At 62.6% G+C, this 22,414-nt stretch carries 29 protein-coding genes and 1 tRNA gene; 18 read left to right on the forward strand and 12 right to left on the reverse strand.

Features of this window, described 5'->3' with window-relative positions:
- Positions 1 to 31 precede the first annotated feature (31 nt).
- From QAZ22_RS25645 to QAZ22_RS25665, 5 genes are all read left to right on the forward strand, one after another.
- Entirely contained in the window at positions 32 to 454 is a 423-nt protein-coding gene (locus tag QAZ22_RS25645) for a hypothetical protein (RefSeq protein ID WP_278203503.1), read from the forward strand.
- Positions 455 to 702: 248 nt separating this feature from the next.
- The gene (locus QAZ22_RS25650; protein ID WP_278203504.1) at positions 703 to 936 is read left to right on the forward strand and encodes a hypothetical protein; all 234 of its coding nucleotides are present in this window, start codon (positions 703 to 705) and stop codon (positions 934 to 936) included.
- Positions 937 to 1,038: 102 nt separating this feature from the next.
- The gene (locus QAZ22_RS25655; protein WP_278203505.1) at positions 1,039 to 1,185 is read left to right on the forward strand and encodes a hypothetical protein; all 147 of its coding nucleotides are present in this window, start codon (positions 1,039 to 1,041) and stop codon (positions 1,183 to 1,185) included.
- A 90-nt stretch (positions 1,186 to 1,275) separates the two neighbouring features.
- The gene (locus QAZ22_RS25660) at positions 1,276 to 1,827 is read left to right on the forward strand and encodes a dihydrofolate reductase family protein (RefSeq protein ID WP_278203506.1); all 552 of its coding nucleotides are present in this window, start codon (positions 1,276 to 1,278) and stop codon (positions 1,825 to 1,827) included.
- Between the two features lie 395 nt (positions 1,828 to 2,222).
- Positions 2,223 to 2,465, forward strand: coding sequence for a hypothetical protein (locus QAZ22_RS25665; RefSeq protein WP_278203507.1), 243 nt, complete (start codon positions 2,223 to 2,225; stop codon positions 2,463 to 2,465).
- Positions 2,466 to 2,695: 230 nt separating this feature from the next.
- Here the strand turns inward: QAZ22_RS25665 and QAZ22_RS25670 are convergent, their stop codons facing one another.
- Positions 2,696 to 3,628 carry a dimethylarginine dimethylaminohydrolase family protein gene (locus tag QAZ22_RS25670; RefSeq protein WP_278203508.1) on the reverse strand — a complete coding sequence of 311 codons (933 nt, stop codon included), beginning with the start codon at positions 3,626 to 3,628 and terminating at the stop codon, positions 2,696 to 2,698.
- A gap of 25 nt (positions 3,629 to 3,653) precedes the next feature.
- A complete protein-coding gene (locus QAZ22_RS25675; protein ID WP_278203509.1) occupies positions 3,654 to 5,243 on the reverse strand; it encodes an amidohydrolase in 1,590 nt (529 codons plus the stop codon).
- 82 nt (positions 5,244 to 5,325) lie between these two features.
- Between QAZ22_RS25675 and QAZ22_RS25680 the strand changes: the two genes are divergently transcribed.
- The 6 genes from QAZ22_RS25680 to QAZ22_RS25705 all read left to right on the forward strand — a co-directional run bounded on the left by QAZ22_RS25680 (position 5,326) and on the right by QAZ22_RS25705 (position 11,096).
- Positions 5,326 to 6,213 (forward strand): LysR substrate-binding domain-containing protein, encoded by an 888-nt coding sequence (locus tag QAZ22_RS25680; RefSeq protein ID WP_278203510.1) that lies wholly within the window; start codon positions 5,326 to 5,328, stop codon positions 6,211 to 6,213.
- A 421-nt stretch (positions 6,214 to 6,634) separates the two neighbouring features.
- Positions 6,635 to 7,729 (forward strand): ABC transporter ATP-binding protein, encoded by a 1,095-nt coding sequence (locus QAZ22_RS25685; RefSeq protein ID WP_278203511.1) that lies wholly within the window; start codon positions 6,635 to 6,637, stop codon positions 7,727 to 7,729.
- Positions 7,730 to 7,797: 68 nt separating this feature from the next.
- On the forward strand, positions 7,798 to 8,910 hold the full coding sequence (locus tag QAZ22_RS25690; protein WP_278203512.1) for an ABC transporter substrate-binding protein: 1,113 nt from the start codon (positions 7,798 to 7,800) through the stop codon (positions 8,908 to 8,910).
- A 24-nt stretch (positions 8,911 to 8,934) separates the two neighbouring features.
- Positions 8,935 to 9,768 (forward strand): ABC transporter permease, encoded by an 834-nt coding sequence (locus QAZ22_RS25695; RefSeq protein ID WP_278203513.1) that lies wholly within the window; start codon positions 8,935 to 8,937, stop codon positions 9,766 to 9,768.
- A gap of 4 nt (positions 9,769 to 9,772) precedes the next feature.
- Positions 9,773 to 10,579, forward strand: coding sequence for an ABC transporter permease (locus QAZ22_RS25700; protein ID WP_278203514.1), 807 nt, complete (start codon positions 9,773 to 9,775; stop codon positions 10,577 to 10,579).
- A gap of 181 nt (positions 10,580 to 10,760) precedes the next feature.
- Entirely contained in the window at positions 10,761 to 11,096 is a 336-nt protein-coding gene (locus QAZ22_RS25705; RefSeq protein ID WP_278203515.1) for a hypothetical protein, read from the forward strand.
- Here QAZ22_RS25705 and QAZ22_RS25710 read toward each other — a convergent pair.
- Together QAZ22_RS25710 and QAZ22_RS25715 are read right to left on the reverse strand one after the other, a co-directional pair.
- Positions 11,093 to 11,788 carry a cytochrome b gene (locus tag QAZ22_RS25710; protein WP_278203516.1) on the reverse strand — a complete coding sequence of 232 codons (696 nt, stop codon included), beginning with the start codon at positions 11,786 to 11,788 and terminating at the stop codon, positions 11,093 to 11,095. The genes QAZ22_RS25705 and QAZ22_RS25710 overlap by 4 nt on opposite strands.
- A gap of 65 nt (positions 11,789 to 11,853) precedes the next feature.
- Entirely contained in the window at positions 11,854 to 12,213 is a 360-nt protein-coding gene (locus QAZ22_RS25715; RefSeq protein WP_278076578.1) for a metalloregulator ArsR/SmtB family transcription factor, read from the reverse strand.
- Positions 12,214 to 12,661: 448 nt separating this feature from the next.
- Here QAZ22_RS25715 and QAZ22_RS25720 point away from each other — a divergent pair, with 448 nt between their 5' ends.
- Together QAZ22_RS25720 and QAZ22_RS25725 are read left to right on the forward strand one after the other, a co-directional pair.
- Positions 12,662 to 12,859 (forward strand): hypothetical protein, encoded by a 198-nt coding sequence (locus QAZ22_RS25720; protein ID WP_347566925.1) that lies wholly within the window; start codon positions 12,662 to 12,664, stop codon positions 12,857 to 12,859.
- Positions 12,860 to 12,976: 117 nt separating this feature from the next.
- Entirely contained in the window at positions 12,977 to 13,222 is a 246-nt protein-coding gene (locus QAZ22_RS25725; RefSeq protein WP_278203517.1) for a DUF982 domain-containing protein, read from the forward strand.
- A gap of 378 nt (positions 13,223 to 13,600) precedes the next feature.
- On the opposite strand, the gene QAZ22_RS25730 is transcribed toward QAZ22_RS25725, so the two are convergent.
- Positions 13,601 to 13,786, reverse strand: coding sequence for a hypothetical protein (locus QAZ22_RS25730; RefSeq protein WP_278203518.1), 186 nt, complete (start codon positions 13,784 to 13,786; stop codon positions 13,601 to 13,603).
- Positions 13,787 to 14,100: 314 nt separating this feature from the next.
- Between QAZ22_RS25730 and QAZ22_RS25735 the strand changes: the two genes are divergently transcribed.
- Positions 14,101 to 14,343, forward strand: a complete 243-nt coding sequence (locus QAZ22_RS25735; protein ID WP_126084872.1) for a DUF982 domain-containing protein — start codon at positions 14,101 to 14,103, stop codon at positions 14,341 to 14,343.
- Positions 14,344 to 14,724: 381 nt separating this feature from the next.
- Positions 14,725 to 15,921 (forward strand): IS256 family transposase, encoded by a 1,197-nt coding sequence (locus tag QAZ22_RS25740; protein WP_278203348.1) that lies wholly within the window; start codon positions 14,725 to 14,727, stop codon positions 15,919 to 15,921.
- A gap of 273 nt (positions 15,922 to 16,194) precedes the next feature.
- On the opposite strand, the gene QAZ22_RS25745 is transcribed toward QAZ22_RS25740, so the two are convergent.
- The 3 genes from QAZ22_RS25745 to QAZ22_RS25755 all read right to left on the reverse strand — a co-directional run bounded on the left by QAZ22_RS25745 (position 16,195) and on the right by QAZ22_RS25755 (position 18,071).
- Positions 16,195 to 17,160 (reverse strand): glycosyltransferase, encoded by a 966-nt coding sequence (locus QAZ22_RS25745; protein ID WP_278203519.1) that lies wholly within the window; start codon positions 17,158 to 17,160, stop codon positions 16,195 to 16,197.
- Positions 17,157 to 17,762, reverse strand: coding sequence for a CatB-related O-acetyltransferase (locus QAZ22_RS25750; protein ID WP_278203520.1), 606 nt, complete (start codon positions 17,760 to 17,762; stop codon positions 17,157 to 17,159). Before QAZ22_RS25750 ends, QAZ22_RS25745 begins: the two co-directional genes overlap by 4 nt.
- 81 nt (positions 17,763 to 17,843) lie before the next feature.
- Positions 17,844 to 18,071 (reverse strand): hypothetical protein, encoded by a 228-nt coding sequence (locus QAZ22_RS25755; RefSeq protein WP_278203521.1) that lies wholly within the window; start codon positions 18,069 to 18,071, stop codon positions 17,844 to 17,846.
- Positions 18,072 to 18,723: 652 nt separating this feature from the next.
- Here QAZ22_RS25755 and QAZ22_RS25760 point away from each other — a divergent pair.
- Positions 18,724 to 18,930 carry a hypothetical protein gene (locus QAZ22_RS25760; protein WP_278203522.1) on the forward strand — a complete coding sequence of 69 codons (207 nt, stop codon included), beginning with the start codon at positions 18,724 to 18,726 and terminating at the stop codon, positions 18,928 to 18,930.
- Positions 18,931 to 19,478: 548 nt separating this feature from the next.
- Positions 19,479 to 19,658 carry a Flp family type IVb pilin gene (locus tag QAZ22_RS25765; protein WP_278203523.1) on the forward strand — a complete coding sequence of 60 codons (180 nt, stop codon included), beginning with the start codon at positions 19,479 to 19,481 and terminating at the stop codon, positions 19,656 to 19,658.
- A gap of 251 nt (positions 19,659 to 19,909) precedes the next feature.
- Here the strand turns inward: QAZ22_RS25765 and QAZ22_RS25770 are convergent, their stop codons facing one another.
- From QAZ22_RS25770 to QAZ22_RS25785, 4 genes are all read right to left on the reverse strand, one after another.
- Positions 19,910 to 20,218 (reverse strand): HigA family addiction module antitoxin, encoded by a 309-nt coding sequence (locus QAZ22_RS25770; RefSeq protein ID WP_040972222.1) that lies wholly within the window; start codon positions 20,216 to 20,218, stop codon positions 19,910 to 19,912.
- A 26-nt stretch (positions 20,219 to 20,244) separates the two neighbouring features.
- Positions 20,245 to 20,523 (reverse strand): type II toxin-antitoxin system RelE/ParE family toxin, encoded by a 279-nt coding sequence (locus tag QAZ22_RS25775; RefSeq protein ID WP_278203524.1) that lies wholly within the window; start codon positions 20,521 to 20,523, stop codon positions 20,245 to 20,247.
- 106 nt (positions 20,524 to 20,629) lie between these two features.
- Positions 20,630 to 20,706 (reverse strand) — tRNA-Arg (locus QAZ22_RS25780).
- A 56-nt stretch (positions 20,707 to 20,762) separates the two neighbouring features.
- Complete coding sequence (locus QAZ22_RS25785; protein WP_126084876.1) at positions 20,763 to 21,068, reverse strand: ETC complex I subunit; 306 nt, start codon at positions 21,066 to 21,068, stop codon at positions 20,763 to 20,765.
- Between the two features lie 315 nt (positions 21,069 to 21,383).
- On the opposite strand from QAZ22_RS25785, the gene QAZ22_RS25790 reads away from it, so the two are divergent.
- A complete protein-coding gene (locus tag QAZ22_RS25790) occupies positions 21,384 to 22,364 on the forward strand; it encodes an NAD(P)H-dependent oxidoreductase (protein ID WP_278203525.1) in 981 nt (326 codons plus the stop codon).
- Positions 22,365 to 22,414: the final 50 nt, after the last annotated feature.

The following is a 22,414-nucleotide window of genomic DNA, read 5'->3' on the forward strand; positions in this document are numbered from 1 at the left end:
ATCCGTGCATGACAGGTTTAGGGAGGATGCGATGAAAACGATGAATCGCAGGTCTGCAATCGCTCTCGGCGTGACCGCAGCGACGGTGGCGCCCCTGTTCGCAACGGCGACATTTGCGAAAACCAAGAAGTACGGTGCGAACGAAGGCAAGGAGATCGCGCCCGGCGTCAGAGTGGTGGAAGTCGGCACCGGCAATTCCGACATTCCCGCCTATAAGAGCATTGCAATCGTCGACGTGGTGTTTCAGCCCGGAGCACACGCGCCTCAAAGCGTGATGGACAACGACATGGTGTGCACGATTACCTCCGGCGCATTCACCATCAAGAAGGTGGACAAGGAGTTCAAGCTGAAGGTTGGCGACATGTACACCTGCTCCAAGGGCAAGACCGACGAGGCGACGAACACAAGCGAGGAGGTCGGCGTCCATCGCATCGCCATGCTGATCGCGGCGTAAAAGTGATTCCTGCGCAGAAGTGATTCCTGCGCAGGAGACTGAGGCGGTTCGGCGTTAGGTAGGGTTCGCTGAACCGCCCCAATCGATTGTTTTTATGCGCTTCCGCTCCCCCAGTCGGACCATATGACGCCGCATTGCCATCGCCGTTCACGAACCGCAGCGCTGTCGCTCGGCAAGCCGCATCACAAAAGTGACGTTCTGACGGAGCTATATGCCAGGGCTCATACAGCCAACACAGGGTTCTGGTCATGGATGCCAGCGAACTGCAGACCATAGGCGACACGCTGATGCGCCTCGTCACACCCGAAATGACACCGAAGGAGCTGGTCAAGGCCGTCCGCAAGGTGCATCCCGGCGCCAAGAAGAAGGACATCGCCCGCGCCGCCTTCCACGCCATCATCGCCAATGCCGACCAGGATCTCGGCAAATCGAGGAACCTGCAGGCCTTCGCGCTCGCCGAGCGCAGCCAGCAGGCGGAATAGCGACCACCGAGGATAGCTGCAAATTGCACCGATCGAATTGTGAGAAAATTAATAAGCTGTTTCTAATATTACAGGTCGGCAACAAACCCGGCGACGGACCCCATGACAAAGAACCTCGGCAATGCCAAGCCCAACGCTCCAGCGAGAGAGATGAAACCCTCGCCACTCGGCAGGATCGCACCGGCGCTGTTCCCGCTGGTGGTCGTGGCGCTGGGCTATGTCGTCGGCAAGCAGTTCTTCGGCTTCTGATCCGAGGCTCGCCTCATTCCCGGCAAACCGATTGCAAAATGCAATCGGATGTGCATCCTTGACCTCGAACAGGTCACGAAGGAGGCGCGGATGGCCAGGATCATCTATTCCATGCTGATGTCGCTGGACGGCTATATTGCCGGGCCGGACGGGAGCATCGACCTGCCGGTGCCCGAGGAAGAACTGCACCGGCATTTCAACGAGGACATGCGGCGGACCGCGATCATGCTCTGCGGGCGCCGCCTGTACGAGATAATGCGCTTCTGGGACGATCCTGAGCGGGAGAAAGGCGGCGAGGTCGAGCGCGATTTTGCCCTGGCCTGGCGCAGAACGCCGAAGGTCGTGTTTTCGACGACGCTCCGCGAGGTTGGCGCCAATGCGCGCCTGGCGGATGGCGATGCAGTGGCGGAGGCAAGGTCACTCAAGGCTAAGACGGATGGCCAGATCGGCGTCGGCGGCGCCGAATTGGCCGGGCATCTGGCCCGTGCTGGCCTGATCGACGAGTATCGGCTCTACATGCATCCGGTCGTGCTCGGCGGCGGCAAGCCCTATTTTCGGCATGGCCAGTCGTTCACGCTGGCGCCGCTCGGCACGCAGCGCCTCTCCCAGGGCGTGACGCTGCTGCGCTACGCCCCAGCCTGAGCGCGGCAGGTTCAATGCCGGTCAGCGAAACAGGATCGGGAGGCCGCCGCTTCGGCCGTTTGCCCTCCCCTTGCTGCTTTGGTCCTAGGGCCTAGGTCGTTCTTGCCCTTGCATGAGCGCGAGCGCATCTTCGAGATAGCCGGCAGGCTCGCAAACTCCGGTCAGGCCCGGCCGCCGAACCCAATACACCCCCCCAGGCTGCCGGGCCGCCGGCGTGGCGCTTGGGTCTCGGAACCTGTGTTTTTGCGTGACGACCAGCGGTTTCTCGATATTCTTGTTTCCGTTGTCAAATCGGCGCGTTACCGGCGACTTTTCTCCTACTAAAGACCAAGGAACGGAAACCTTGCGGCAACCCTTCGGGCGTTGAATCGTATTGCTGTTCGAGGATTGAATTCTTGGGCAACGAGCTGGAGCTGCACATGGTGGCAGGCGAACCAGACAGTGTCCGCGTGAAATTCATCAACGCCCAATGGCTGGTGCGCGTCGTCGACGGCGGCAGGCTGACCCATCAGTTGTTCGACATCCACGCGGAAGCCGAAGCCTTCGCCGAGGAGGAACGCCACCGGCTGGGCCTGCCCGGTGAGCCGCCGGCCGAGGAGCCGGTCGAGACAAGGCGGCGCAGCGGGCGCGGACGCTGACATTTCCTATAAGGTTAGCGCTCTACGGCGCCCCCCTCTGTCCTGCCGGACATCTCCCCCTCAAGGGGGGAGATTGGCAGCTTCAACGCCCCGCTCAATCCTGCAACGTCGGTGATTGGCGAAAGCCGACGCGACATCCGATCTCCCCCCTTGTGGGGGAGATGGCCGGCAGGCCAGAGGGGGGCGCGAAGGAACGCGGCCTCGGCGATTGGCGATCCTTGAAACCGCCCTTACGCCTTCACGCGCTTCAGCGCCTGCGCCATGCAGTGGATGCCGCCGCCGGTCTTGGAGATCTCGCTCATGTCGACGGCCGCGACCTCGAAGCCCTGCGCCTTCAGCTTTTCGATAAGCGTCTTGCTCGACGTCGGCGCGATCACCCTGTCCTTGCCGAGCGACATGAAGTTGCAGCCGAGCGCCATCGTGTCCTGGAAGGGCACGTCGATGATCTCGTGGCCCTTGCCCTTCAGCCAGTCGACGATGCCGGGCTCGGTGCAGGCGAGGCAGACCGCGGTGAGCTTTTCGGCGATCGGCACCACCATCAGGTCGATATGGACATAGTACTCGTCGATGAAGGCCAGACGCGTCTCCCAGCCTTCCTTGTCGAACCAGGCCTGGACCTGGCGCGCGCCCTCTTCCTGGGTGCGGGCGCCGCCGCAGCCGATCAGCACCACGCCTTCCTCGATGACGTTGAAGTCGCCGCCCTCGAAGGTGCCGGCCGTCACCATGTCGTAGATCGGGATGCCGAGCTTCTCATAGGTGCGGATGGCGGCGTAATTCTCGCCGCGCCGCCACCAATTGGCCATGGCGGTGATGAAGGCGCCGTAGGGCGTCATGACGCTGGAGTCGCGCGAATAGACCTGCATCGGCAGTTCCGGCGTCGGCTCGTGCCAGTGGATGTTGACGCCGAAATGTTCGTAGGCCGCGACGAGGTCCTTGTGCTGCGCCTGCGCGATCTGGACGTTGCAGGGCGCCTCGCGCAGGTGCTTCCTCGATAGCGAGCTGGTCGACAGATGCCGCAGGAAATTGGGCGAGCCGAGCAGCACGTCGGTCAAGACATCGGTCTCGTTGGCGAAGCCCCAGGCGGTCAGCGGCTTGGTGCCACCGGCGGGGTTGCGGCGCTGCAGCGAGAAGGGTTCGGCGACGATGCGGTCATGGACGGTCATGGGGTTCTCCTCGATTTGATATTGGTCATGCGGTGGAAGCGGACGGGATCCACCAGTCGTGTCCGCGCGGCGTGGTGACATATTCCGGCCAGCGGAAGTTTGTCGGCGGTTGGTAATCGCAGAGCGGCGCGATCCAGTTCGAGCCGCCGACGCCGCCGGTGCGGGCGACGAACTCGTCCATCGCGGCGTCGCGCGCGGCCTTGTCCTCCAGCAGACGCAGCGCGGTCAGCGCGACCGTCTTGGAGGCGCAGGTCACCATCGGGTCGATGGTGGCCGGAATGCCGCCCAGCGCATTCATCACCCAGGAAGGATAGGCGTGGCCGTTGGCCGAACGCAGCGCCGGCCGGGCGACGTAAAAGCGCGCCGTCGGCGCATGCCAGCTCATGTCGGTATAGTCGTCGGAGGTCGAGTTCACCTGCGAAGGCGGCAGGTCGCGGCGCAGGATCGCCTCGGCTTCCTGCGGCGCAATCAGCCGCTCCAATTCGTCGATGAACGGATTTTCGGTCGCCTCGCCGCCGGCATTGACCTGGACCTCTCGGGCGATCGCTTTCGCTTCTTCGCTCCACCGCGGCGGGCCGACAGCGGTGAGCGCTGCGTAAGTGATTTCGGCCATGGCGTGGTTGGCGAGGCCCGGCCGCGACTTCGACACCCAATGACGCTCGTAGCGGCAGCCGCTCATCCTGGCCGCCGCTTCCGCGTTGCGGTCGAGCACGGCTGTCACCTGCTCGGCCATACGAAGCGTCGGCACGCGGATCATGTACTGGATCTCGGCAAGGCCCGCCGGCAGGTTGTCGGCGGTCGCCTGGCCAGCGGTGAGGATCGCCTCGCTGATCGACCAGCCGCCCTGGTGCGTCAGCATGGAGTCGCGCAGCGCCTTGGAAGCCATGTACATCATCATCAGCGCATCGTTGGCGCCGGGCGCGCGCACTGCCGAATGCGCCTGCGGGATCGGCGCGCCATCGCCTGCGCGCGCCCAATTTTCCGGTTCGTCGCAAATGAAGCGGTAGATCATCGCGTAAGCCGCGCCGCAATGCGTGTCCCAGCGCGCGGTGTTGCAGAGCGGCAGCATGTAGAAGGGATGGAAGGAAATCATGCCGGCAAGGCCGTCATAATAGCCTTTCGCGGCATGGATCGGCTTCGAGCCCCTCACCTTCTCGGCCGGCTCGCCGGTGAAGCGCAGAGTGCCCTTTATGCCATGCTGCTGCATCGCCGCCTTGGCGGCGAGCAGGCCGCCGAGGCTACCGATGCCGAGGCCCGAATGCGGATCGGTGTGGCCACCGGCCTCGAAGCCCAGGCCGGGCCTCGGCTGCTTCACGGTCGCGGCGTCCTGGCAATTGCCGGGCACGGCGTCGTATTCGGCATACATGCCGACTGTAGGGCCATCCCCGTTCGTCCAATGGGCGCAGAAGGCGGTCGGCATGCCGCCCGAGCCTTCCTCGACCGAGAAGCCCTCGCGCTTCAGCCGGTCGACATACCAGGCGGCCGACTGGTACTCGCGCCAAGCGGTTTCGCCGAAGTCGAAAATGGTGCGCGTCCAGGCCGACAGCAGCGGCTGGATGCCGTCGATGCAGGCGAGCGCGGTTTCCTGCGCTGAGGTCGTCACCGGTTCCTCCATGCCGTAAAGAAAGCAGTGAAGCGGCTCATCAAAAAGTGATATGTTTTCCCGGCTCGTGCAAATTCGGTTCACCTGAGGCATCTTGCGAATACCTTCCACGCAGGCGCTGCGCGCCCTCGACAGCTTCGCCCGTCACGGCAGCGTCTGGCGCGCCGCCGACGAACTCCACCTCACCCGCAGCGCCGTCTCGCATCAGCTGCGGCTGCTCGAGCGCGACCTCGGCTTCGATCTCTTGCAGCGCATCGGCAAGGGTGTGGCGCTGACGCCGCGCGGCCAACGCTACGCGGCGGATGTGCGCAAGGCGCTGACCGTGCTCGGCGACGCGGTGACACAGGGCGGCGGCACCGGCGTCGGCGGCTCCTTCGCCATCTCCTGTCCGCCGGGCTTCGCCTCGATGTTCCTGTGCACCCACATCGGCGAATTCCAGCAGATGTATCCGGACGTCGCGCTCTCGGTGCTGACGCCGCGGCGGCTCGACGACGTCAGCAATCCGGAGGCCGACGCCTTCATCGCCTTCGGCGTCGGCAACTGGCCGAACCGGGCGGTGGAACTGCTGTGCGAAGTCTCCTTCACGCCGCTCTGCAGCCCGACGCTGCTCAACAAGATCGGCGGATTTTCCAAACCCGCCGACGTGCTGCGCGCCAATCTGCTCCATCTCAGCGACACCGAGGACTGGGCGCGCTGGCTGGCGCTGTCCAAGGTGGAAAATCCCGATACCGAGGGCGGCATCTTCTTTTCCGACATGAACCTCGTCTTCTCGGCGGCGATCGCCGGCCAGGGGATCGCCCTGGGCGACGAACTGACCGGCCGCAGGGCGCTGAGCGAGGGCCGGCTGGTCAAGCCGTTCGAAGCGACTGTCCCTTCGCCGCGCGCCTATTTCCTGGTCTTCGAGCATGCCAAGGCGGGCCACCCCGTGCTCAATGCCTTCAGCGAATGGCTAAGGGCGAAGCTGTCCGAGAACAGGCTTTAGAGGGATCGAGCGAGCCGCCGACAACGCCACCGCAGGATGTGAGACGGCGCTCAAGCCTTTCGGATCGTCATCCTCGGGTTTGACCCTGGGCTTGACCCGAGCATCCATGCCGTGACGATCGCGAAAGGCACGCCCGATCAGAATTCTGCACCGTTGCAGCTCCCATAGGTCACGGCATGGATTCCAGGGTCTGCGCGCGTCGCTTCGCTCCTTGCTCCGCCCTGGAATGACGACGGCATGAACGCTTTCGCCAATCGCGAACGTCGGCGAGCGCGCCGAAAGCCCGCGTCTGTACACGCTATTGCCACCTGCCAATGTGGGCCATCCGTGAATCAAATTTGCCGATCAGGCGAAAACTATTCGGTTGCGGTGAGCCGCCGGCGTGCCTACGATTTCAGACGAGACTGAGGATAGAGGCAGGATGCAGCAACCCGGCCGGGCCGCAGAGATCAAGGCGAACGGGATCGGCAAGAGCTTCGGCTCGTTCCGGGCGCTGGACAATCTGACGCTCGATATCGGCCGCGGCGAGTTCCTGACGCTGCTTGGGCCGTCCGGTTCCGGCAAGACCACTTTCCTGATGATTTTGGCCGGCTTCGTTCAGCCGAGCGAAGGCCGCCTCTTCAGCGACGGCACCGACATCACGGACCGGCCGGCCGAGCAGCGCGCCGCGGGAATGGTGTTCCAGGGCTACGCGCTGTTCCCGCATATGAGCGTGGAGCAGAACATCGCTTTCCCGCTCAAGGTGCGCAAGAAATCGGCTTCCGAGATCAAAAGCCGCGTCGGCGAGATGATCGAGCGCGTCGGGCTGAAGGGCCACGAGAAGAAATTGCCGGCGCAGCTTTCCGGCGGCCAGCAGCAGCGCGTGGCGCTCGCCCGCGCGCTGGTGTTCGAGCCGGGCGTGCTGCTTCTCGACGAGCCGTTCTCGGCGCTGGACAAGAGCCTGCGCGGCCAGATGCAGGCCGAGATGAAGCGGCTGCACCAGGAGACCGGCACCACCTTCGTCTTCGTCACCCACGACCAGAGCGAGGCGCTGGCGCTGTCCTCGCGCGTCGCCATCTTCAACCACGGCAAGCTCCTGCAGGTGGGCCGGCCGGACGAGGTCTACGACCGGCCGGCCAACCGCTTCGTCGCCGAGTTCCTGGGCGAGATCAACATGCTGCCGGTGAAGGGCGTCAAGCCCGCCGACAATGGCGCCACCGGTGTCTGCGAGGACCGCGCGGTCAACATGCGCTGCAAGGCGGAAGCGATCAAGGGCGATGCCATCCTGGCCATCCGTCCGGAGCACATGTCGATCGCGCCCGAAGCTTCTGCCGGCGAGAACGGCATCGCCGCGACCGCCGTCGCCTCGACCTATCTGGGTGCCGCGACCAAGCTCGACCTCACCACCCGCCAGGGCGCGAAGGTCACCGTGTCGGTGCCGAACGAGGTTGCGGCCTCCGCTCTCAGCAAAGGCAATTCCGTCTGGCTGACCTGGCCGGCGGAAAAGGGTTTCCTCCTGCCGGACGGAGGACAATGAGCGCCGACGCGGCCTGAAATCGCCGCACCGGCTTCCGGACCAGATCAACGAAAACAAGGGGAACTGAAATGAACGATACCAAGAAGCAAACCATCGAATCCCTCGCCGAGAGGGCAAAACGCGGCGAAATCTCGCGCCGGCAGTTCGCGCAGCTCGCGGGCCTGGTGCTTGCCGGCACGCCGATGCTGCTGCGCTCGACCAGCTCTTTCGCCGAGACCAAAGGACTGGTGCTGGTGAACTGGGGCGGCGACGCCATCACGGCTTACGATGCCGCCTACGGCCAGGCCTTCACCAAAGACACCGGCATCCCGGTCAAAATGGACGGCTCAGGCCCGACCGAAGGCGCGATCGCCGCGCAGTTCAAGAGCGGCGCGCCGACCTGGGACCTCGTCGACGTCGATCCGTTCTCGGCGATCACGCTCGGCGGCCAGGGCATGCTCGAGCCGATCGACTACAAGATCGTCGACAAGAGCAAGATGCGGCCGGGCTTCGGCTGGGAATATGCCGCCTCGACCTACTTCTTCTCCTATGTGATCGCCTACGACTCGCAGAAATTCGGTTCCAACGCGCCGACCGGCATGGCCGATTTCTTCGACGTCAAGAAATTCCCAGGCAAGCGCTCGCTCTACAAATGGGGCGTGTCGAGCTGGGAAGCGGCGCTCCTTGCCGACGGCGTGGCGCCCGCCTCGCTCTATCCGCTCGACCTCAAGCGCGCGCATGACAAGATCGCCGCCTTCAAGGAAAACGTCGTCTCCTATTGGGGAGGCGGCGCCGAGAGCCAGAGCGTGCTGCTCAACGGCGAGGCCTCGATGGCGATCGTGTGGTCGACGCGCGCTTCGCTGATCGAGCAGGACTCGGGCGGCCAGATCAAGTTCATCTGGGACCAGGGCCTGATCTCGCCCGGCGCGCTGGCGGTGCTGAAGAACAATCCAGGCGGCAAGGAAGCGGCGATGAAGTTCATCGCCAGCACGCAGGATCCGCAGAAGGAGCTGGTGATGTTCGACAAGCTCGGCCAGGGTCCGGCGAACCCGGCGGCCGACGCGCTGATCCCGGCCGACAAGAAACGCATCAATCCCGTCGATCCGGACAACATGAAGAAGCAGATCGCGCTCGACATGGAGTGGTACGCCAAGAACTACGGCGCAGCGCTCGACGAATACACCAAGATCATCTCCGCCTGATCGGGGCGGAGATGCCGAGCTGACATGAGAGGCACCCTCTCCGACAGGATGGGCGCGGCGCTGCTGATGGCGCCGCTGCTCCTGTTCCTCGTCCTTGCCTATGCCTGGCCTTTCCTCGGCGTGGTGAAGTGGAGTTTTACACTCCCCTCGCCTGGCCTCGGCCAGTACCACGCCCTGCTCACCGATGACCTGGTGCAGTCGGTGTTCATCCGCACGCTGCGCATCGCGGCGATCGTAACGGTCGTGTCGGTGACCGCGGCCTATGCGATCACCGTTGTCTGGGTGCGCGGCAGCCCGGTGCAGCGCGTGCTTGCCGAGTTCTGCATCCTGGTGCCGTTCTGGATTTCGGTGCTGACGCGCGCTTTCGGCTGGGTGGCGCTGCTCTCCAACCGCGGCCTGATCAACACCTGGCTGCAATCGATCGGCTTCATCTCCGAGCCGCTGACCCTGGTGCGCAACGAGTTCGGCGTCATCGTCGGCATGTCGCATTTCCTCATACCTTTCGCGGTGTTTCCGCTGGCGTCCGCCATGCGCAGCCTCGACGAGCGCGTGCTGCTTGCGGCGCGAGGCCTGGGCTCCAGCCGCATGCGCACCTTCTGGACGGTATTCGTGCCGATGACGCGCTCGGGCATCATCGGCTCGGCGCTAATCACCTTCGTCTTTTCGTTGGGCTTCTTCGTGACGCCGGCGATCCTCGGCGGCGGCCGCAGCGTGATGATCGCGGAGCTGATCTACCTGCGCATCTTCCAGAGCCCGGACTGGGGGTTGGGCGCGGCGATCAGCGTCGTGCTGGTGGTGTTCGTCGGCGCGCTGATGGCGCTGCTCTTCCGCTACGTCAAACCGAGGCAATTGGTGTAGCGCTATGCCGACCTATCGCCCCGGCCCCGTCTCGCTCATCCTCGCAGTGCTCGTGGCGCTGTTTCTGCTTATGCCGTTGCTCGCCGTCATCCCCGTGTCGCTCACGCCGAGCCGCATGCTGACCATGCCGACGGGCGAATTGTCGCTGCGCCACTACCGCTCACTGATCGAGGATCCGCGCTGGCTCGATTCGATCCTGCTCTCGCTCCGGATCGGTATCGTCAGCAGCGCGCTCTCCACCGTGCTGGCGCTCACCTTCAGCCTGGGCGTGTGGATGTTCCAGCCGCGCTTCACCGCCGCCCTCGTCGGCTTCGTGCTGCTGCCGATGGTGGTGCCCCCGGTGGTCTCGGCGGTGACGCTCTATTTCCTGCTCACCTCGGTCTCCGGCATCTCGTCCTTCTTCGGCTACGACACCTGGCTGGGTGTCGCGATGGCGCATTCGGTGATGACGGTGCCTTTCGCCACCGTTCTGATCCTGGTGTCGCTCAGCCAGCTCGACCGCCGCATCGACCTTGCCGCGCGCGGCCTGGGCGCCAGCGTGTGGGAGCGCGCGACGCGTGTCATCATGCCCAACATCAAGTTCGGCATCGTCACCGCGGCACTGCTCTCCTTCGTGCTTTCCTGGGAAGAGATCGGCGTCACGCTGTTCATCACTTCGGTGAACGCCATCACCCTGCCGCGCCTAATGTGGATGGGCCTGCGCGACAACATCGATCCGGCGATCGCGGCGCTGTCGGTGATCCTGATCATCATCACCGTGCTGGTACTCGCCATGCGCAGTGTCATCACACGGCGGCGCCCGGCGGCGTGAACCGTGCTTGCCCGTGCCTCAAACGAAAGAGGCCCGCCGGGAGCGACGGGCCTCGTGAGGCGCCGAAGTGGAAGTTCGACCCGTCACGTGATCCGGGGGTATGGATCGCCAAAAGCTTAGCCAACGGAGGTCGAGCGGGCGATTTACAAATCCGTAAACTTCGGCTCCGCGAGCGAAGGTGGTGGCGACAAAAATTCTGTATTATCAATATTTTGAGCGTATGCGCCGCCGCGAGCGCGAGATCGCTTCAATCAAACGTGATGGAAAATGCCGGCGCAACGACTGCCGTTCGCGACGATACGGCGAACGGCATCGACCGGCCAGAGCATTTCACCGTTTCGCGGAAACGGCGAACCGCTCTATCTCTTGTTTTGACGCAATTCCGGACGGAAGACCGCTACGCACTTTTCCTGGAATTGCTCTGAAGCGCGTCGCGATCTTTCAGATCCGTGCGCTTCAGGTTTTTGATTTTGCGCATGTCTTTGTCCCGAAACCACTTTCGGGAGACATGTTTTAGCGATTCCCGGGAAGCATTCTGGTCAGGATCTCGTCACGGCGAACGAAGTGATGATAGAGCGCGGCAAGGGCGTGTATGCCGGCAACGATCAGTATGCCGTTCGCGCATAGCGAATGCAGCTCGCGGATGGTTCGCGCGGTCGCTCGGTCCGGAGCAAACGGCGCCGGCACGGTGAACAGGCCGAAGAAGCTCAACGCGTCGCCCCTGAACCAGGTCAACAGGATGCCGAGGACGGGAATCGCGACCAGCAGCGCGTAGAGGACGAAATGACCGACCTTCGCGGCGGCCTGCTCCGCGGCAGTCATCTCCGCCGGGAGGCTCGGCGCCCCTTTCATGCCGCGCAGGACCACCCGCCAAAAGACAAGCGCGGCGAGCAGGAGGCCGAAGGAAATGTGCAATCGCCAAATGGCGTCGACCGCCGGATCGCCACGGGGATAGAACTCTTCGCCGAAGGTTAGACCATAAAGCAGAATAACGAGGGCAAAGAGCACCCAATGCAAGAATTTCTGGCTGGACGTATAGGTGCTGATGACGGACATCACGCGGCTCCGCTGGACACACCCGTGTTTCGGGCGTGTTCCTGGCAGACTTGTGACAGCCAAATTAAGAATTGGTAAGGCTTCGACCAACTGACAGGTTGGCGCGAGCAGACGTCCCGCGTCGTAGGCAGTGCGGTTTTCACCTGCCTGCATTCCACGCCGGTCGAGCGGCGCCGCGCAAGGCGAAGGCCCCCCGGCCTCGCCTGCGTCGCAGCCGATCAGGCGGCCTGCGGCCGCCGCATCCTCTCGACGAGAGCCTGCCGGGCCGGGCCGGCAAGCGGCCTGTCCATAGTCAGCAGGCCGTCGAGCAGAGCGAGGAGCTCTCGCGCCGCGGACGACTTGCAGGAGTAGTAGACCATCTGGCGGTCGCGGCGGGTGTCGACCAGGCCAAACCTGCGCAGTTTGGCCAGATGCTGGGACAGTGCTGACTGGCTGAGTTCGACCTTGTCGGCGAGCGCGCCGACCGACAATTCGCCTTCGGCCAGGTAGTTCATGATGAGCAGACGCTTCTCGTTGCCCATCACCGCAAGAAAGGCTGCCGCGCTTTCTGCGTTGGCGGTAAGTTTCTTCGTCACCATCGATTTCCCCATGTTCATGCTCTTCCGAGGCCATGGGGGCGATGGCTTCAGAGTTCCAGAGCATTCGTGGACCTGCTCCGACATGGAATCGGAACCTGCCCTGCTTCTTTGGTCGACCAAATCCCGTCGTAACCCGGTTGCCACCACGTCGGGATATTGGCCTCGGACAGCATGCGCCACGTTGTTGCGTGACGCAAGTTGGCGCAGACTCGGAATAATTCCGCGCCGCTAATGAATATCAGTGCTTCGTTGTTTCAGCAAGGATATAGCGAGGCTGGCCCAGCATCCGGCGTGCTCGCCGGCCAGATCATGAGAGGAAAGGCCTGCAGGCCGCGGCCCCAGAAAGACGTATACCGTCACCATTTTTTTCGGAGACTCACCTCGTTTCCGAACCTGTGATAATATTAGCCGGGGAAGAAAAAGGGGGACATGGGCGGAGGAGGAAGCCATGTCCAATATGTCACGAAACACGTTCACACCGTTAGAGACGGCCCTGTTTGGGCGCGTCTTCGAAAGCGGCCGAGTCGACGGCGAGACCGAAGAGCAAAAGGAAGCGCGCGCCTCGCGCATCATTGCGAACTACATGGCCGGCATCACCGACGAGGCGGAACTCGTCGAACTGTCCCGCAAGCCGCTCGGAAGGTAGAACGGACGACGTCCGCCGCCGGCGCGCACTGCTCACATCCTGTTGAAATACCGGGATGAAACTCTCCGGGCAGTTGCGCGTTTCTGATCCGCTCACAACGCATCAGGGGGTTTCGCGATGATCCAGGGATGGTTTTCCAGGCCGGTTGAAGTCGCAGTCGGCGTGGCGGGCTCGATCCGGCACATTTCCAACGCGCAGCAGGCCGTCGAATTGCTGACGGGCCAGTGGCGCGACGCCGGCAGCGCGCAGCACAGCGCGGCGCTGCGCGCCTGCCGCCGGGCAATGACCGGCGACGTTCCGGCCGACAATGCCAGGGACGCCTTTGTCAGCGCCGCGCGCGAAGCGCATGTGCTGGTCGAATAGGCCGCTATGCACTTTGGGCGACATGTTGTTTTGATGCATGTCGTTCTCCCAAAACCGCTATGCACTTTTGGGCGACATGCACATGTTGTTTTGATGCATGTCGTTCTCCCAAAACCGCTATGCACTTTTGGGCGACATGCACATGTTGTTTTGATGCATGTCGTTCTCCCAAAACCGCTATGCACTTTTGGGCGACATGCACATGTTGTTTTGATGCATGTCGTTCTCCCAAAACCGCTATGCACTTTTGGGCGACATGCATTAGCGATAGAAGAGCCACAACAGCACCAGCACGGCGAATGCTGCCGGAGAGAGCAGGATTCCGGCCCGCAAAACACACATGACCAGGTAGAGCGGCGTGGACATGCCTGGCCGCTTTTATCGGTTGCGCAAACTGCCGTGCCGGTTGCGCGAATTGACGGGAAGCCGACGCGCCGGCCGAAACCGATGCGTGCGATCCGCCTCGGCATGCGAGCGGCTGCGCACAGCCTCCTCATAGAGCCCGAAAGCGGTCGCCATCAACGTGGCGACGGTCATGGCGGATGCAAGCACGGCGATCAGCATGATAGGTCTTCCCGCGTTTCAGCAGCCTGTCGGGTCTGATTATCGCCGCGGACTGCCGCGCAGCCAGTGACTTTGGTCACGTGTTTTTTTGGGGTCACGTGTTTTTGGGCAGCGCGTCAAGTTGTCGGGGCGGCTTGAATCCGGCCCGTATGCCGACCCGCGCGGCGCATCGCCGGTCTCAAAAATTCTTCGGAACATTATCGGCGGTGGTTGGTTAACGCGCGGGTCCGCCAATCATCCCGGACCCGCATTCCAACAGGCGCCCCGCCGGCGCCGTTGCTTGTCAAAAGACCACCATACGAACGGAGGATGTGATGAACGACGTCTGGTTTTCCGAGCCGGTCGTGATTGATTTCGAGCCAAGCGGACAACACAAGGTTTCAAGCTGCTTCGAGGCCGTCGAATGCCTCGACCAGCGCTGGCCAAGACGGGCGCGCGACGGCGCCTGGCGGTCGGCAAGCCGCGTCTGCCGCGACGCGCTCGACGGTTTGAGAAGTCCCGTCGAAGCCCGCAAAACCCTGCGCAAGGCGGCGAAGGCCGCCGGACTGCTGGCCTGAGGCGCGTCGCGCTGCCTCGGGCGTTGTCCGTAGCCGCCCGCGACCTGGGAAAAACTTCGGAACATTGCAGCCGCCGGCCTGTTCTTCCATCGTAGTCTCCTGACTACGGGTTCCAGACCCAAGCCGAGCCCGCCCTGGCTTCCCCTCGCCGGGGCGGGCTTGATTTTTACGCCCTGGAGATTGGCCGAAACGCTATCCCGTCGTCATCCTCGGGTGGAGCGGGAAGCGAAGCGTACCAAGTAGGCCCAAGGATCCAGGCCGTGCACCTTTCCTGGAATTGCTTGGTAGTGTGCTGAGAGTTCTGCAAATTCGCTGAGAGAGGGCGGTCATGGCAGGCTGGTGATTGTTCACGTCACCTGATTCCCGCGAAGGAACGCCACCATGACCAAGATCGAAGATAAATCCGCCATAGCTGCCGTCAAAGACATTCTGCTTTCGAACCCGGATGGGCTGCACGAAGTGATCCGCGCAGTGATGCAGGAGGTCCTCGAGGCCGAGATGGACGAGGCGCTGGGCGCTTCGAAGAGCGAACGGACACCGGAGCGGCTCGGCTATCGCTCTGGGTATTACGGCCGCACGCTTGTCACCCGTGTCGGCAAGCTGGAGCTGCGGGTTCCGCAGGACCGGCAGGGGCGCTTCTCCACCGAGCTGTTCGAGCGCTACCAGCGCTCCGAGCGGGCCTTGGTGGCGACGCTTGCCGAGATGTACGTGCAAGGCGTGTCGACCCGCAAGGTCAAGGCGATCACCGAGGAGCTGTGCGGGCATGCCTTCTCGGCCTCGTCGATCTCGGCCATCAACAAACGGCTGGACGAAAGCCTGAAGGCCTTTGCCGAGCGCCCGCTTCAAGAGCCCTTTGCTTACCTCGTGCTCGATGCCCGCTACGAGAAGGTGCGCGAGGCCGGCATCGTCATGAGCCAGGCGGTGCTGATCGCGGTCGGCATCGACTGGGACGGGCGGCGCCAGATCCTGGCCGTGGAGATGGCCAATCGCGAGAGCCGCTCGGCCTGGAAGGACTTCCTCGTGGCGCTCAAGGCGCGCGGTCTTAGGGGCGTCGAACTGGTCGTGTCCGACGACCATGCCGGCCTGGTCGCGGCGATCGGCGAGGTGATTCCGGAAGCGGCCTGGCAACGCTGCTACGTGCACTTCCTCAGGAACGCGCTCGATCACCTGCCGCGCAAGCACGGCGACGACTGCCTGCAGGAGCTCAGATGGCTCTACGACCGGCGCGATCTCGCCGAGGCCAAGGCCGATCTCGCCGCGTGGCTGGCCAAATGGTCGGGCCGCTATCCGCGGCTGACGACGTGGGTGGAGGAGACCATCGAGCGCACGCTGACCTTCTTTCGCCTGCCGCGCCAGCACCACAAGCACCTGAAGTCGACCAACATGCTGGAACGCCTCAACGAAGAGATCAGGCGCCGCACCTATGTCGTGCGCATCTTTCCCAACGCCGAAAGCTGCCTGCGCCTGGTCAGGGCGCTGGCCGTCGAAACCAACGAAAACTGGATGGAGGCCAACCGCTACATCAACATGGACGACCTGCGCGAGCATAAGAAGCTCGCTCTGCGCCAAGCCGCATGACCAGCCTCATGGCCGCCCCTTTTTGCAGAACTTGACGCACACAACCAATTGCTTTGGCGAAGCGGCGACCGACGTATACTCGAGAGCGTTCGGAGCGCATCCCATGGGGTACATGAAAACGTCGGCCGCCGGGCTTCAGGGGTGCCTATTGTCCAGGCCCCTTTATCTCGGCGAGTCGGCTGCCCGACAGCAACGCGAAGACCGGTTCGTGGTGAACGGGAGGTTACTATCCACAGGATGCGCCCGACCGGCGCGGATGGTTTCGGCGTTCGATCAGCCGAACCCGCCGAGCACTTCCGGAAACCGAACCGCCATGGCTCCGTCGTCCGCTTGCCTGGCGTAGATTTCATGCATCTTCCTGCCGTCGTATCTGGCGCGGCGGCGCTGGACGTCCTTGCCGAAGAGGCCTGCAACGGCGTCAAAACGCCGGAGAAAGCGCTTGATCACGCCGCGTTCGAACGGCACGCGCTGCTCGAAGGGCTTGCCCCACGGCGTGCCCTTTGCCAGATCGCGCCAGATCCCGAGCGCGTCGAGTTCCACCCCAACCTGGTTGCCCCATGGCTTGCCGCCCGCGAAATGCCGGGCATAGGCTTGGGAAAACCGAAATTCGTTCGAGCCGTTCGACATCAGATTCCAGTTCGGGTGCATCGTCTGCCACTTGCCCTCGAAGACGATGTTGAGCGCATTCTGGTCGTTCATCTGCCCTTCGACGGCGAGCCTGCGGGCCTCGCTCAACAGGTCCTGCTCGCGCACCGGCGGCATGTTGAAGACGATGATGCCGGCATTGAAATAAGGCGCGCCTGGCTGCATCGACATCTCTTTCCGGTAGCGCGGGCGGAAATACATGTAGTCGTCGTGGGCCGCCAGCAGGTGCGCATGGATTGGCTGGTCCACCAGATCGGCAATGTCGCGGTTGAACAGGACGTCGCAGTCGATATGGGCGATGCGGTCGTATGACGCGAATTCGGGGAAACGGTCGGCGAACAGCCGGATGAAGGTGGCGACGCTTCCCGGCCGAAAACGGTAGCCGGAGTCAGCCATGAAGTTCGCCACGTCCACGATCCGGATACGGTCTTTCAGCAAGCGATCGGCAATGTCGATGTCATCCTTGCTTGCCCCGACATGCATAATGAAGCCGGGCGTCATTTTGCGTGAGACGTCCAGAATTCTGCGAGCCGCCAGGCAGGCGTAGGGAAAGTATTTGGCGTCCGCTGCCAGGAAGAAACAAGAATTTGTCATTTGAAACGGCTATTGTAACCTTCTTCGTTCGCAATTCCTGAGACGCAATGCCTCTCGATGAAAGTCTCGATGGGGCCAGTTAGGGCGTCCGCCTCCCTTTTGACCTTATCGTCGTCCCACTCCCACCACCGGATCGCCAGCAGCTTCGAGATGACGTCTTGAGAAAAGCGGTATCTGATCAGCCGGGCCGGAGACCCGCCCACGATCGCATAGGACGGCACGTCCTTGGTGACCACGGCCCCGGCGCCGACGACAGCACCGTCGCCGATCGCCACCCCCGGCAATATTATGGCGCCGTGGCCTATCCAGACGTCATTGCCGATCGTGATGCCGCCCGGCCTGCCGCCATTTCCCATCGGCTCGGGCCGCTTCAGTATCCGGCTGTGGATCGGGAATGAAGTGGCGCTGCCGGTCGGATGTTGGCCGGAGCACATGAAGAGCACTTCGCCAGCGACCGAGCAGAAGGATCCGACCTTCAACGGTGCTTCCTTCGACGGGAACAGAACCTTTCGCCATGTCACGCCGTAAGTGTGGCGGCCGACGGCCACATGCTCCGGCAGTTTGGAGCGAGCATTCCTCAGCCATTGGGAAAATACGGACATTCGCACAGCCCCCACCCGTAGCCCTTCCGCAACTTAGCGGCAGATGGGCCAATCATGACTCTCGAGATTCGCAGCCTGAGATCAGCCCCAGTCGATGTTGTTGATGCCCTCTCTGCCGATGCGGTCGCGAAGCGCTGCGATCCTGTTGGACAAGTCCCGCGACAGCCTTTCGTGCGTCTCCACCAGAACATGACCGATGGACCGATAGACGCCGTCATCGAGCATGGACTCGATGCATTCGGCTTCGGCACCCTCGATGTCCATCTTGACGACGGTAGCGGGCTCCTCCAGCTCTTTCAGGAATTGCAAGGGCCGTGGGGTCCGGCTCAAAGGCGATTACCCTCATGCCGTAGCCGAGAGCATACCGGGTCACATCGCCTGCATTGGCCCCGAGGTCGATGAAAAGGCCACGGCGCGGAAGGGATTTCATCAGCCGATGAAAATCGAACTCGGCCTGCCTCTTCGGGCGCGGCGAGCGATGCCATCTGCGGTACAGATGCCAGCGTAATATAAATTCGAGATAACTTTCCTGTAACACCCCGAAGCCCCCGCTTCCTTGGCGCGGATATACTGACCACCGGGCGCGTCTTCAAGCATGGAATTCCTCGCCGAGCGCCACGCGGTGACATTCCGGTCGAGCAGCGAGGTTGGCCGAGGGCGTCAATTGAAGGGCCGCGTCAGCGATCTTGTGCTTTGGGCCAGGCGCAAAGCACCGCACGCCGATCGCACAGGCTCCTTCGCTCGTATGTGAGCAAGGTCGGACTGTTCAATTCAGACTTGGGTCGCACATGTCGCAGGACTGCAGGTCCATTTCCAAGCGCCGTGCAAGCCAAGTATTATTCAGTGGGCGAAAGTATCGGGATGCATTGACCACAAGTTCGACGGGGCAGCGGTTGGCGGATGTCCGTATCGACGGTCCAATCCGGCAGACCCGTGTCGCTGAAGCCGGGGGCTCTTGGGAATGACCTACGTCGTCAGTGTATTCGAAACGTGGTATTGGCAATCCGTCCTTGCCACGAAGGACTGGGCCGAAGCATTGGCGCTGGCCAGAGAGATCGGCGACAAAGGGCGCGTCGAGCAGAAGCCGGAACCGGATACGCCTTGGACTGGCGTGACCTCCAGGACCTCTTGCATGTCGCCAGCCAATGATCGATGGACCAAGGCCTGAGCTTCTCGACCATGGCAAGCATGTCAGGCGCTTAAAGCGCTTCGCGACGAAACAGATTCAGGCGACGCGCTTTTAAGTCTTTGTTTTGATGCATGTCGTTCTCCCAAAACCGCTGCGCACTTTGGGCGACATGCATTAGGCTCGCCTGCGGCGCAACACCCAGCCCATACAACGTCGCGTTCGGGCTCCGGACCTTGGCCTGAAGCGCGTCGCGATCCTGCGGATTCGCTCCATGCGCTTAGGCTTTGATTTTGCGCATGTGTTGTCCCGAACCGGTTTCCATTATCGGGAGACATGCGTTTGGAGCGCCCCTTTGGCCCACCCGTTCAACTGCAAGCGCAACGCGATCCTTGAGGAAGAAATGCCGTAGGCGTCTCCGCGGTCGCCATCTGCCACAAACATATATCGACACATACTTTATTATAAAAAAATAATATTAAAGGAATCTTTAACTCATCTCTTTAAGACCAAGTCAAGTAGATGTTCTTATTAAATAGCCGCTGTCACGTAGCTTACTTAAGCTACACATTAAAGAAGGGGCATCTAATATGCGTAATCTGATGAAGAAGTTCGTCGCCGATGAGTCTGGCGCCACTGCGATTGAATATGGCCTGATCGCTGCTCTTATTGCGCTTGCGATCATGGTCGGAGCGACCTCCCTCGGCACCGCTCTGAATGCCAAGTTCGTGCTCATCGCGAACAAGGTCGCCGGCGCCAAAGCGAAATAGGCGATCCAACGCTTTTCTTGCTCCGCGTTTACAGCACGGACAAGTGCTGGCCGTCCGGCTACGGGCGGCCTTTTTTTATGGAGAGAGCCGGACTCGAACCAGCCGCAGACGGCGTGAGTCGAGGCCTCCATGGCGGAGTCCAAACTTTCATGTCGTCCAGTGAGAGATGGCGATCCCGGCAGGATTCGAACCTGCGACCATCGGCTTAGAAGGCCGGTGCTCTATCCAGTCGCGGGGCGTCGGCGATATTCTCACGCAGCGTGCAGGGTCGGAATGGCGCTTACGTCCACTTCCCGCTCAGCATGCCAGGCATCATAAGCGGCCTGCATGCGAAGCCAGATGGCGGCGCCGTCGCCGAACATCTTTCCGAGCCGCGCCGCGACGGCCGGCGAAACCGGCTTCCGCTCACGGGTGATGTCGTAGAGCTGCTGCCGCGAGATCCCGAGCAGCCTGGCAATTTCCACCTTGGTCTTTCCGGTTGCCGGGATGATGTCCTCGAGCAGCGCTCCCGGGTGGGACGGGCAGCGCTCGATCGGACGCTTCGGCTTGTGCTCGCTCATAAACCGACTTCTCCAATCTGTCCGCCTCAATGATATTGCTCGAAGTCGACGCGGGCGGCGTCCTTGCCATCGAATTCGAATGTAATGCACCACGGGCCGTTCACATGGACCGTGTAGCGGGTCGCGTCGAAGCCTTTCAAAGCGTGAAAATCAAAACCCGGCAGGTTCATGTCTTCAGGCCGTTCGGAGACTTCGAGACGGTCAAGCCTGACAAGGATACACTTTTGTATCTTGGCGTCGATCTTTCCGGTTTTCCCGGTTGAGAACAGCTCCGCCAGCGCCTTGCTCTTGAATGACTTGATCATGCCGACATGTAAGCAGATAGCATACATATGTCAAGGTTTCTGTACGCGGATAGCTTACACAGCTAGCCCTAGGTCCACGACGCTACTCGAGATTTGCATACAAAAATGGCGATCCCGGCAGGATTCGAACCTGCGACCATCGGCTTAGAAGGCCGGTGCTCTATCCAGCTGAGCTACGGGACCGCTGGCCGGCCGGGGCCGGCTGATGCCACTACGCCAAGCGCCGCTCGACTCTCAGGTCAGTGCGTCCAGGGCGTCCTGCGGTCATAACGGAAATTGTCCGAATAGGAAATCTGCCGCCGCTTCGTTTCCTTCGGCTCCTCGACGCGGAAGGCGATGCCCTGCTTCTCGGCGTAGGCCACCGCCTCTTCCTTGGTGTCGAAGGTGAGCCGCACCTGGCTCAGCATGTCGCCTGAGGTGGTGTAGCCCATCAGCGGGTCGATCTTCTTGCGCTGGGCTGGATCGAACTCCAGCACCCAATGGCCGGTCTTGGCCTTGCCGGACTGCATCGCGGTTTTGGCTGGGCTGAAAATGCGCGCGGACATGACCACCTCTTTGCCGCCCGACGACCGGGCACCCCTGTTCACGGCGCAGTCCGAAAGGCCGGATCGGAGCCTCCGGGCCGCGCGCCAACCCGTCAATACTGTGCAACGGCGCCGCCCGCAAGCGGCCATGGCTTGCCGAGCGGTCACTGCCGGCAAGCGATCATGGCCGATAAGGGGGAACCACGCGCAGGCCCGGACATTAACGGAAAGTCAGGTGACCAGACCGGCCGCTCCGGCCATCGATCTCGCCCCGCGGTGCGGGCCGAGCGCCGCGAAGCGTCGCCATCCTCGTCAACAAGCCCGGGACAGTGCGCCATGACCATGACAACCGAACATCCCGTCCTGCAGCTGGCCGTGCTTGTCGGCAGCCTGCGCGCCCAATCCTTCAGCCGCAAGATCGCCAAGGCGCTGGCGGCGCGCGCGCCGGATTCGCTGCGTTGCCGCTTCATCGAGATCGGCGAACTGCCCCTCTACAACGAAGATCTGGACGGCGACACGCCGCCCGCCGCATGGTCGGCGTTCCGCGCCGCCATCAGGGAGTGCGACGCGGTGCTGTTCGTGACGCCCGAATACAACCGTTCGATCCCCGGCGGCCTGAAGAACGCGCTCGATGTCGGCTCGCGTCCCCATGGCAAGAACGTCTTCAAGGGCCTGCCCGCCGGCGTCGTCAGCGTCAGCCCGAGCAAGATCGGCGCCCTCGGTTCCAACCAGGCGCTCAGACAGACCTTCGTCTTCCTCGACATGCCGGTGATGCAGCAGCCGGAAGCCTATATCGGCAATGTCGCGGAGCTCCTCGACGACAGCGGCTCGGTGAAGAACGGCGACACCGCCGCCTTCCTGGAAAACTTCATGGGCGCGCTGGAGACATGGATCCGAACCGTGCGGCCGGGCGGCTCGTCCTTCGACACCTTCATGAAGCAGCGCGAGAAGATCGCCGAGGATTATGTCAACGGCAACGCCACGTCGCTGAAGGCGATCGTCACCCATAGCGAGCCGGCCACCTTCTTTTCGCCGCGCGGCGACCATCTCGAAGGCGCCGACGCCGTCGCCGGGCGCTACGAGCGCGACGCCGCCAGCTTCCATGAAGGCGGCAGCACCGACCTTGAGGTTCTGCAGGCCTCCGCGAGCGGCGAGCTGGCGTTCTGGACCGGACTGCAGCACGCGAAGGCGCGCATGGGCAAGAACGGCCAGCCCGCCGAGATGACGTTACGGGTGACGGAAGTCTTCCGGCTGGAGGACGGCGCCTTCAAGCTGGTGCATCGCCACGCCGATCCGGCGAACGGCCGAAACGGCTAAAGCGCGTCGCGACCTTTCAGATACGCTCCCTGCGCTTTAGGTTATTGATT

The organism is Mesorhizobium sp. WSM4906, from assembly GCF_029674625.1.
In the GTDB taxonomy this organism is placed as follows: Bacteria; Pseudomonadota; Alphaproteobacteria; order Rhizobiales; family Rhizobiaceae; genus Mesorhizobium.

Bases quoted from the DNA above. Each gene is read 5' to 3' on its own strand.
- QAZ22_RS25645 (WP_278203503.1), top strand. From the start codon at position 32: ATGAAAACGATGAATCGCAGGTCTGCAATCGCTCTCGGCGTGACCGCA.
- QAZ22_RS25745 (WP_278203519.1), bottom strand. From the start codon at position 17,160: ATGACAAATTCTTGTTTCTTCCTGGCAGCGGACGCCAAATACTTTCCC.
- QAZ22_RS25760 (WP_278203522.1), top strand. From the start codon at position 18,724: ATGACCTACGTCGTCAGTGTATTCGAAACGTGGTATTGGCAATCCGTC.
- QAZ22_RS25730 (WP_278203518.1), bottom strand. From the start codon at position 13,786: ATGCTGATCGCCGTGCTTGCATCCGCCATGACCGTCGCCACGTTGATG.
- QAZ22_RS25670 (WP_278203508.1), bottom strand. From the start codon at position 3,628: ATGACCGTCCATGACCGCATCGTCGCCGAACCCTTCTCGCTGCAGCGC.
- QAZ22_RS25740 (WP_278203348.1), top strand. From the start codon at position 14,725: ATGACCAAGATCGAAGATAAATCCGCCATAGCTGCCGTCAAAGACATT.
- QAZ22_RS25685 (WP_278203511.1), top strand. From the start codon at position 6,635: ATGCAGCAACCCGGCCGGGCCGCAGAGATCAAGGCGAACGGGATCGGC.
- QAZ22_RS25675 (WP_278203509.1), bottom strand. From the start codon at position 5,243: ATGGAGGAACCGGTGACGACCTCAGCGCAGGAAACCGCGCTCGCCTGC.
- QAZ22_RS25735 (WP_126084872.1), top strand. From the start codon at position 14,101: ATGAACGACGTCTGGTTTTCCGAGCCGGTCGTGATTGATTTCGAGCCA.
- QAZ22_RS25700 (WP_278203514.1), top strand. From the start codon at position 9,773: ATGCCGACCTATCGCCCCGGCCCCGTCTCGCTCATCCTCGCAGTGCTC.
- QAZ22_RS25695 (WP_278203513.1), top strand. From the start codon at position 8,935: ATGAGAGGCACCCTCTCCGACAGGATGGGCGCGGCGCTGCTGATGGCG.
- QAZ22_RS25660 (WP_278203506.1), top strand. From the start codon at position 1,276: ATGGCCAGGATCATCTATTCCATGCTGATGTCGCTGGACGGCTATATT.
- QAZ22_RS25690 (WP_278203512.1), top strand. From the start codon at position 7,798: ATGAACGATACCAAGAAGCAAACCATCGAATCCCTCGCCGAGAGGGCA.
- QAZ22_RS25765 (WP_278203523.1), top strand. From the start codon at position 19,479: ATGCGTAATCTGATGAAGAAGTTCGTCGCCGATGAGTCTGGCGCCACT.
- QAZ22_RS25710 (WP_278203516.1), bottom strand. From the start codon at position 11,788: ATGCAGGCAGGTGAAAACCGCACTGCCTACGACGCGGGACGTCTGCTC.
- QAZ22_RS25775 (WP_278203524.1), bottom strand. From the start codon at position 20,523: ATGATCAAGTCATTCAAGAGCAAGGCGCTGGCGGAGCTGTTCTCAACC.
- QAZ22_RS25770 (WP_040972222.1), bottom strand. From the start codon at position 20,218: ATGAGCGAGCACAAGCCGAAGCGTCCGATCGAGCGCTGCCCGTCCCAC.
- QAZ22_RS25650 (WP_278203504.1), top strand. From the start codon at position 703: ATGGATGCCAGCGAACTGCAGACCATAGGCGACACGCTGATGCGCCTC.
- QAZ22_RS25790 (WP_278203525.1), top strand. From the start codon at position 21,384: ATGACCATGACAACCGAACATCCCGTCCTGCAGCTGGCCGTGCTTGTC.
- QAZ22_RS25725 (WP_278203517.1), top strand. From the start codon at position 12,977: ATGATCCAGGGATGGTTTTCCAGGCCGGTTGAAGTCGCAGTCGGCGTG.
- QAZ22_RS25655 (WP_278203505.1), top strand. From the start codon at position 1,039: ATGACAAAGAACCTCGGCAATGCCAAGCCCAACGCTCCAGCGAGAGAG.
- QAZ22_RS25720 (WP_347566925.1), top strand. From the start codon at position 12,662: ATGTCCAATATGTCACGAAACACGTTCACACCGTTAGAGACGGCCCTG.
- QAZ22_RS25750 (WP_278203520.1), bottom strand. From the start codon at position 17,762: ATGTCCGTATTTTCCCAATGGCTGAGGAATGCTCGCTCCAAACTGCCG.
- QAZ22_RS25785 (WP_126084876.1), bottom strand. From the start codon at position 21,068: ATGTCCGCGCGCATTTTCAGCCCAGCCAAAACCGCGATGCAGTCCGGC.
- QAZ22_RS25715 (WP_278076578.1), bottom strand. From the start codon at position 12,213: ATGGTGACGAAGAAACTTACCGCCAACGCAGAAAGCGCGGCAGCCTTT.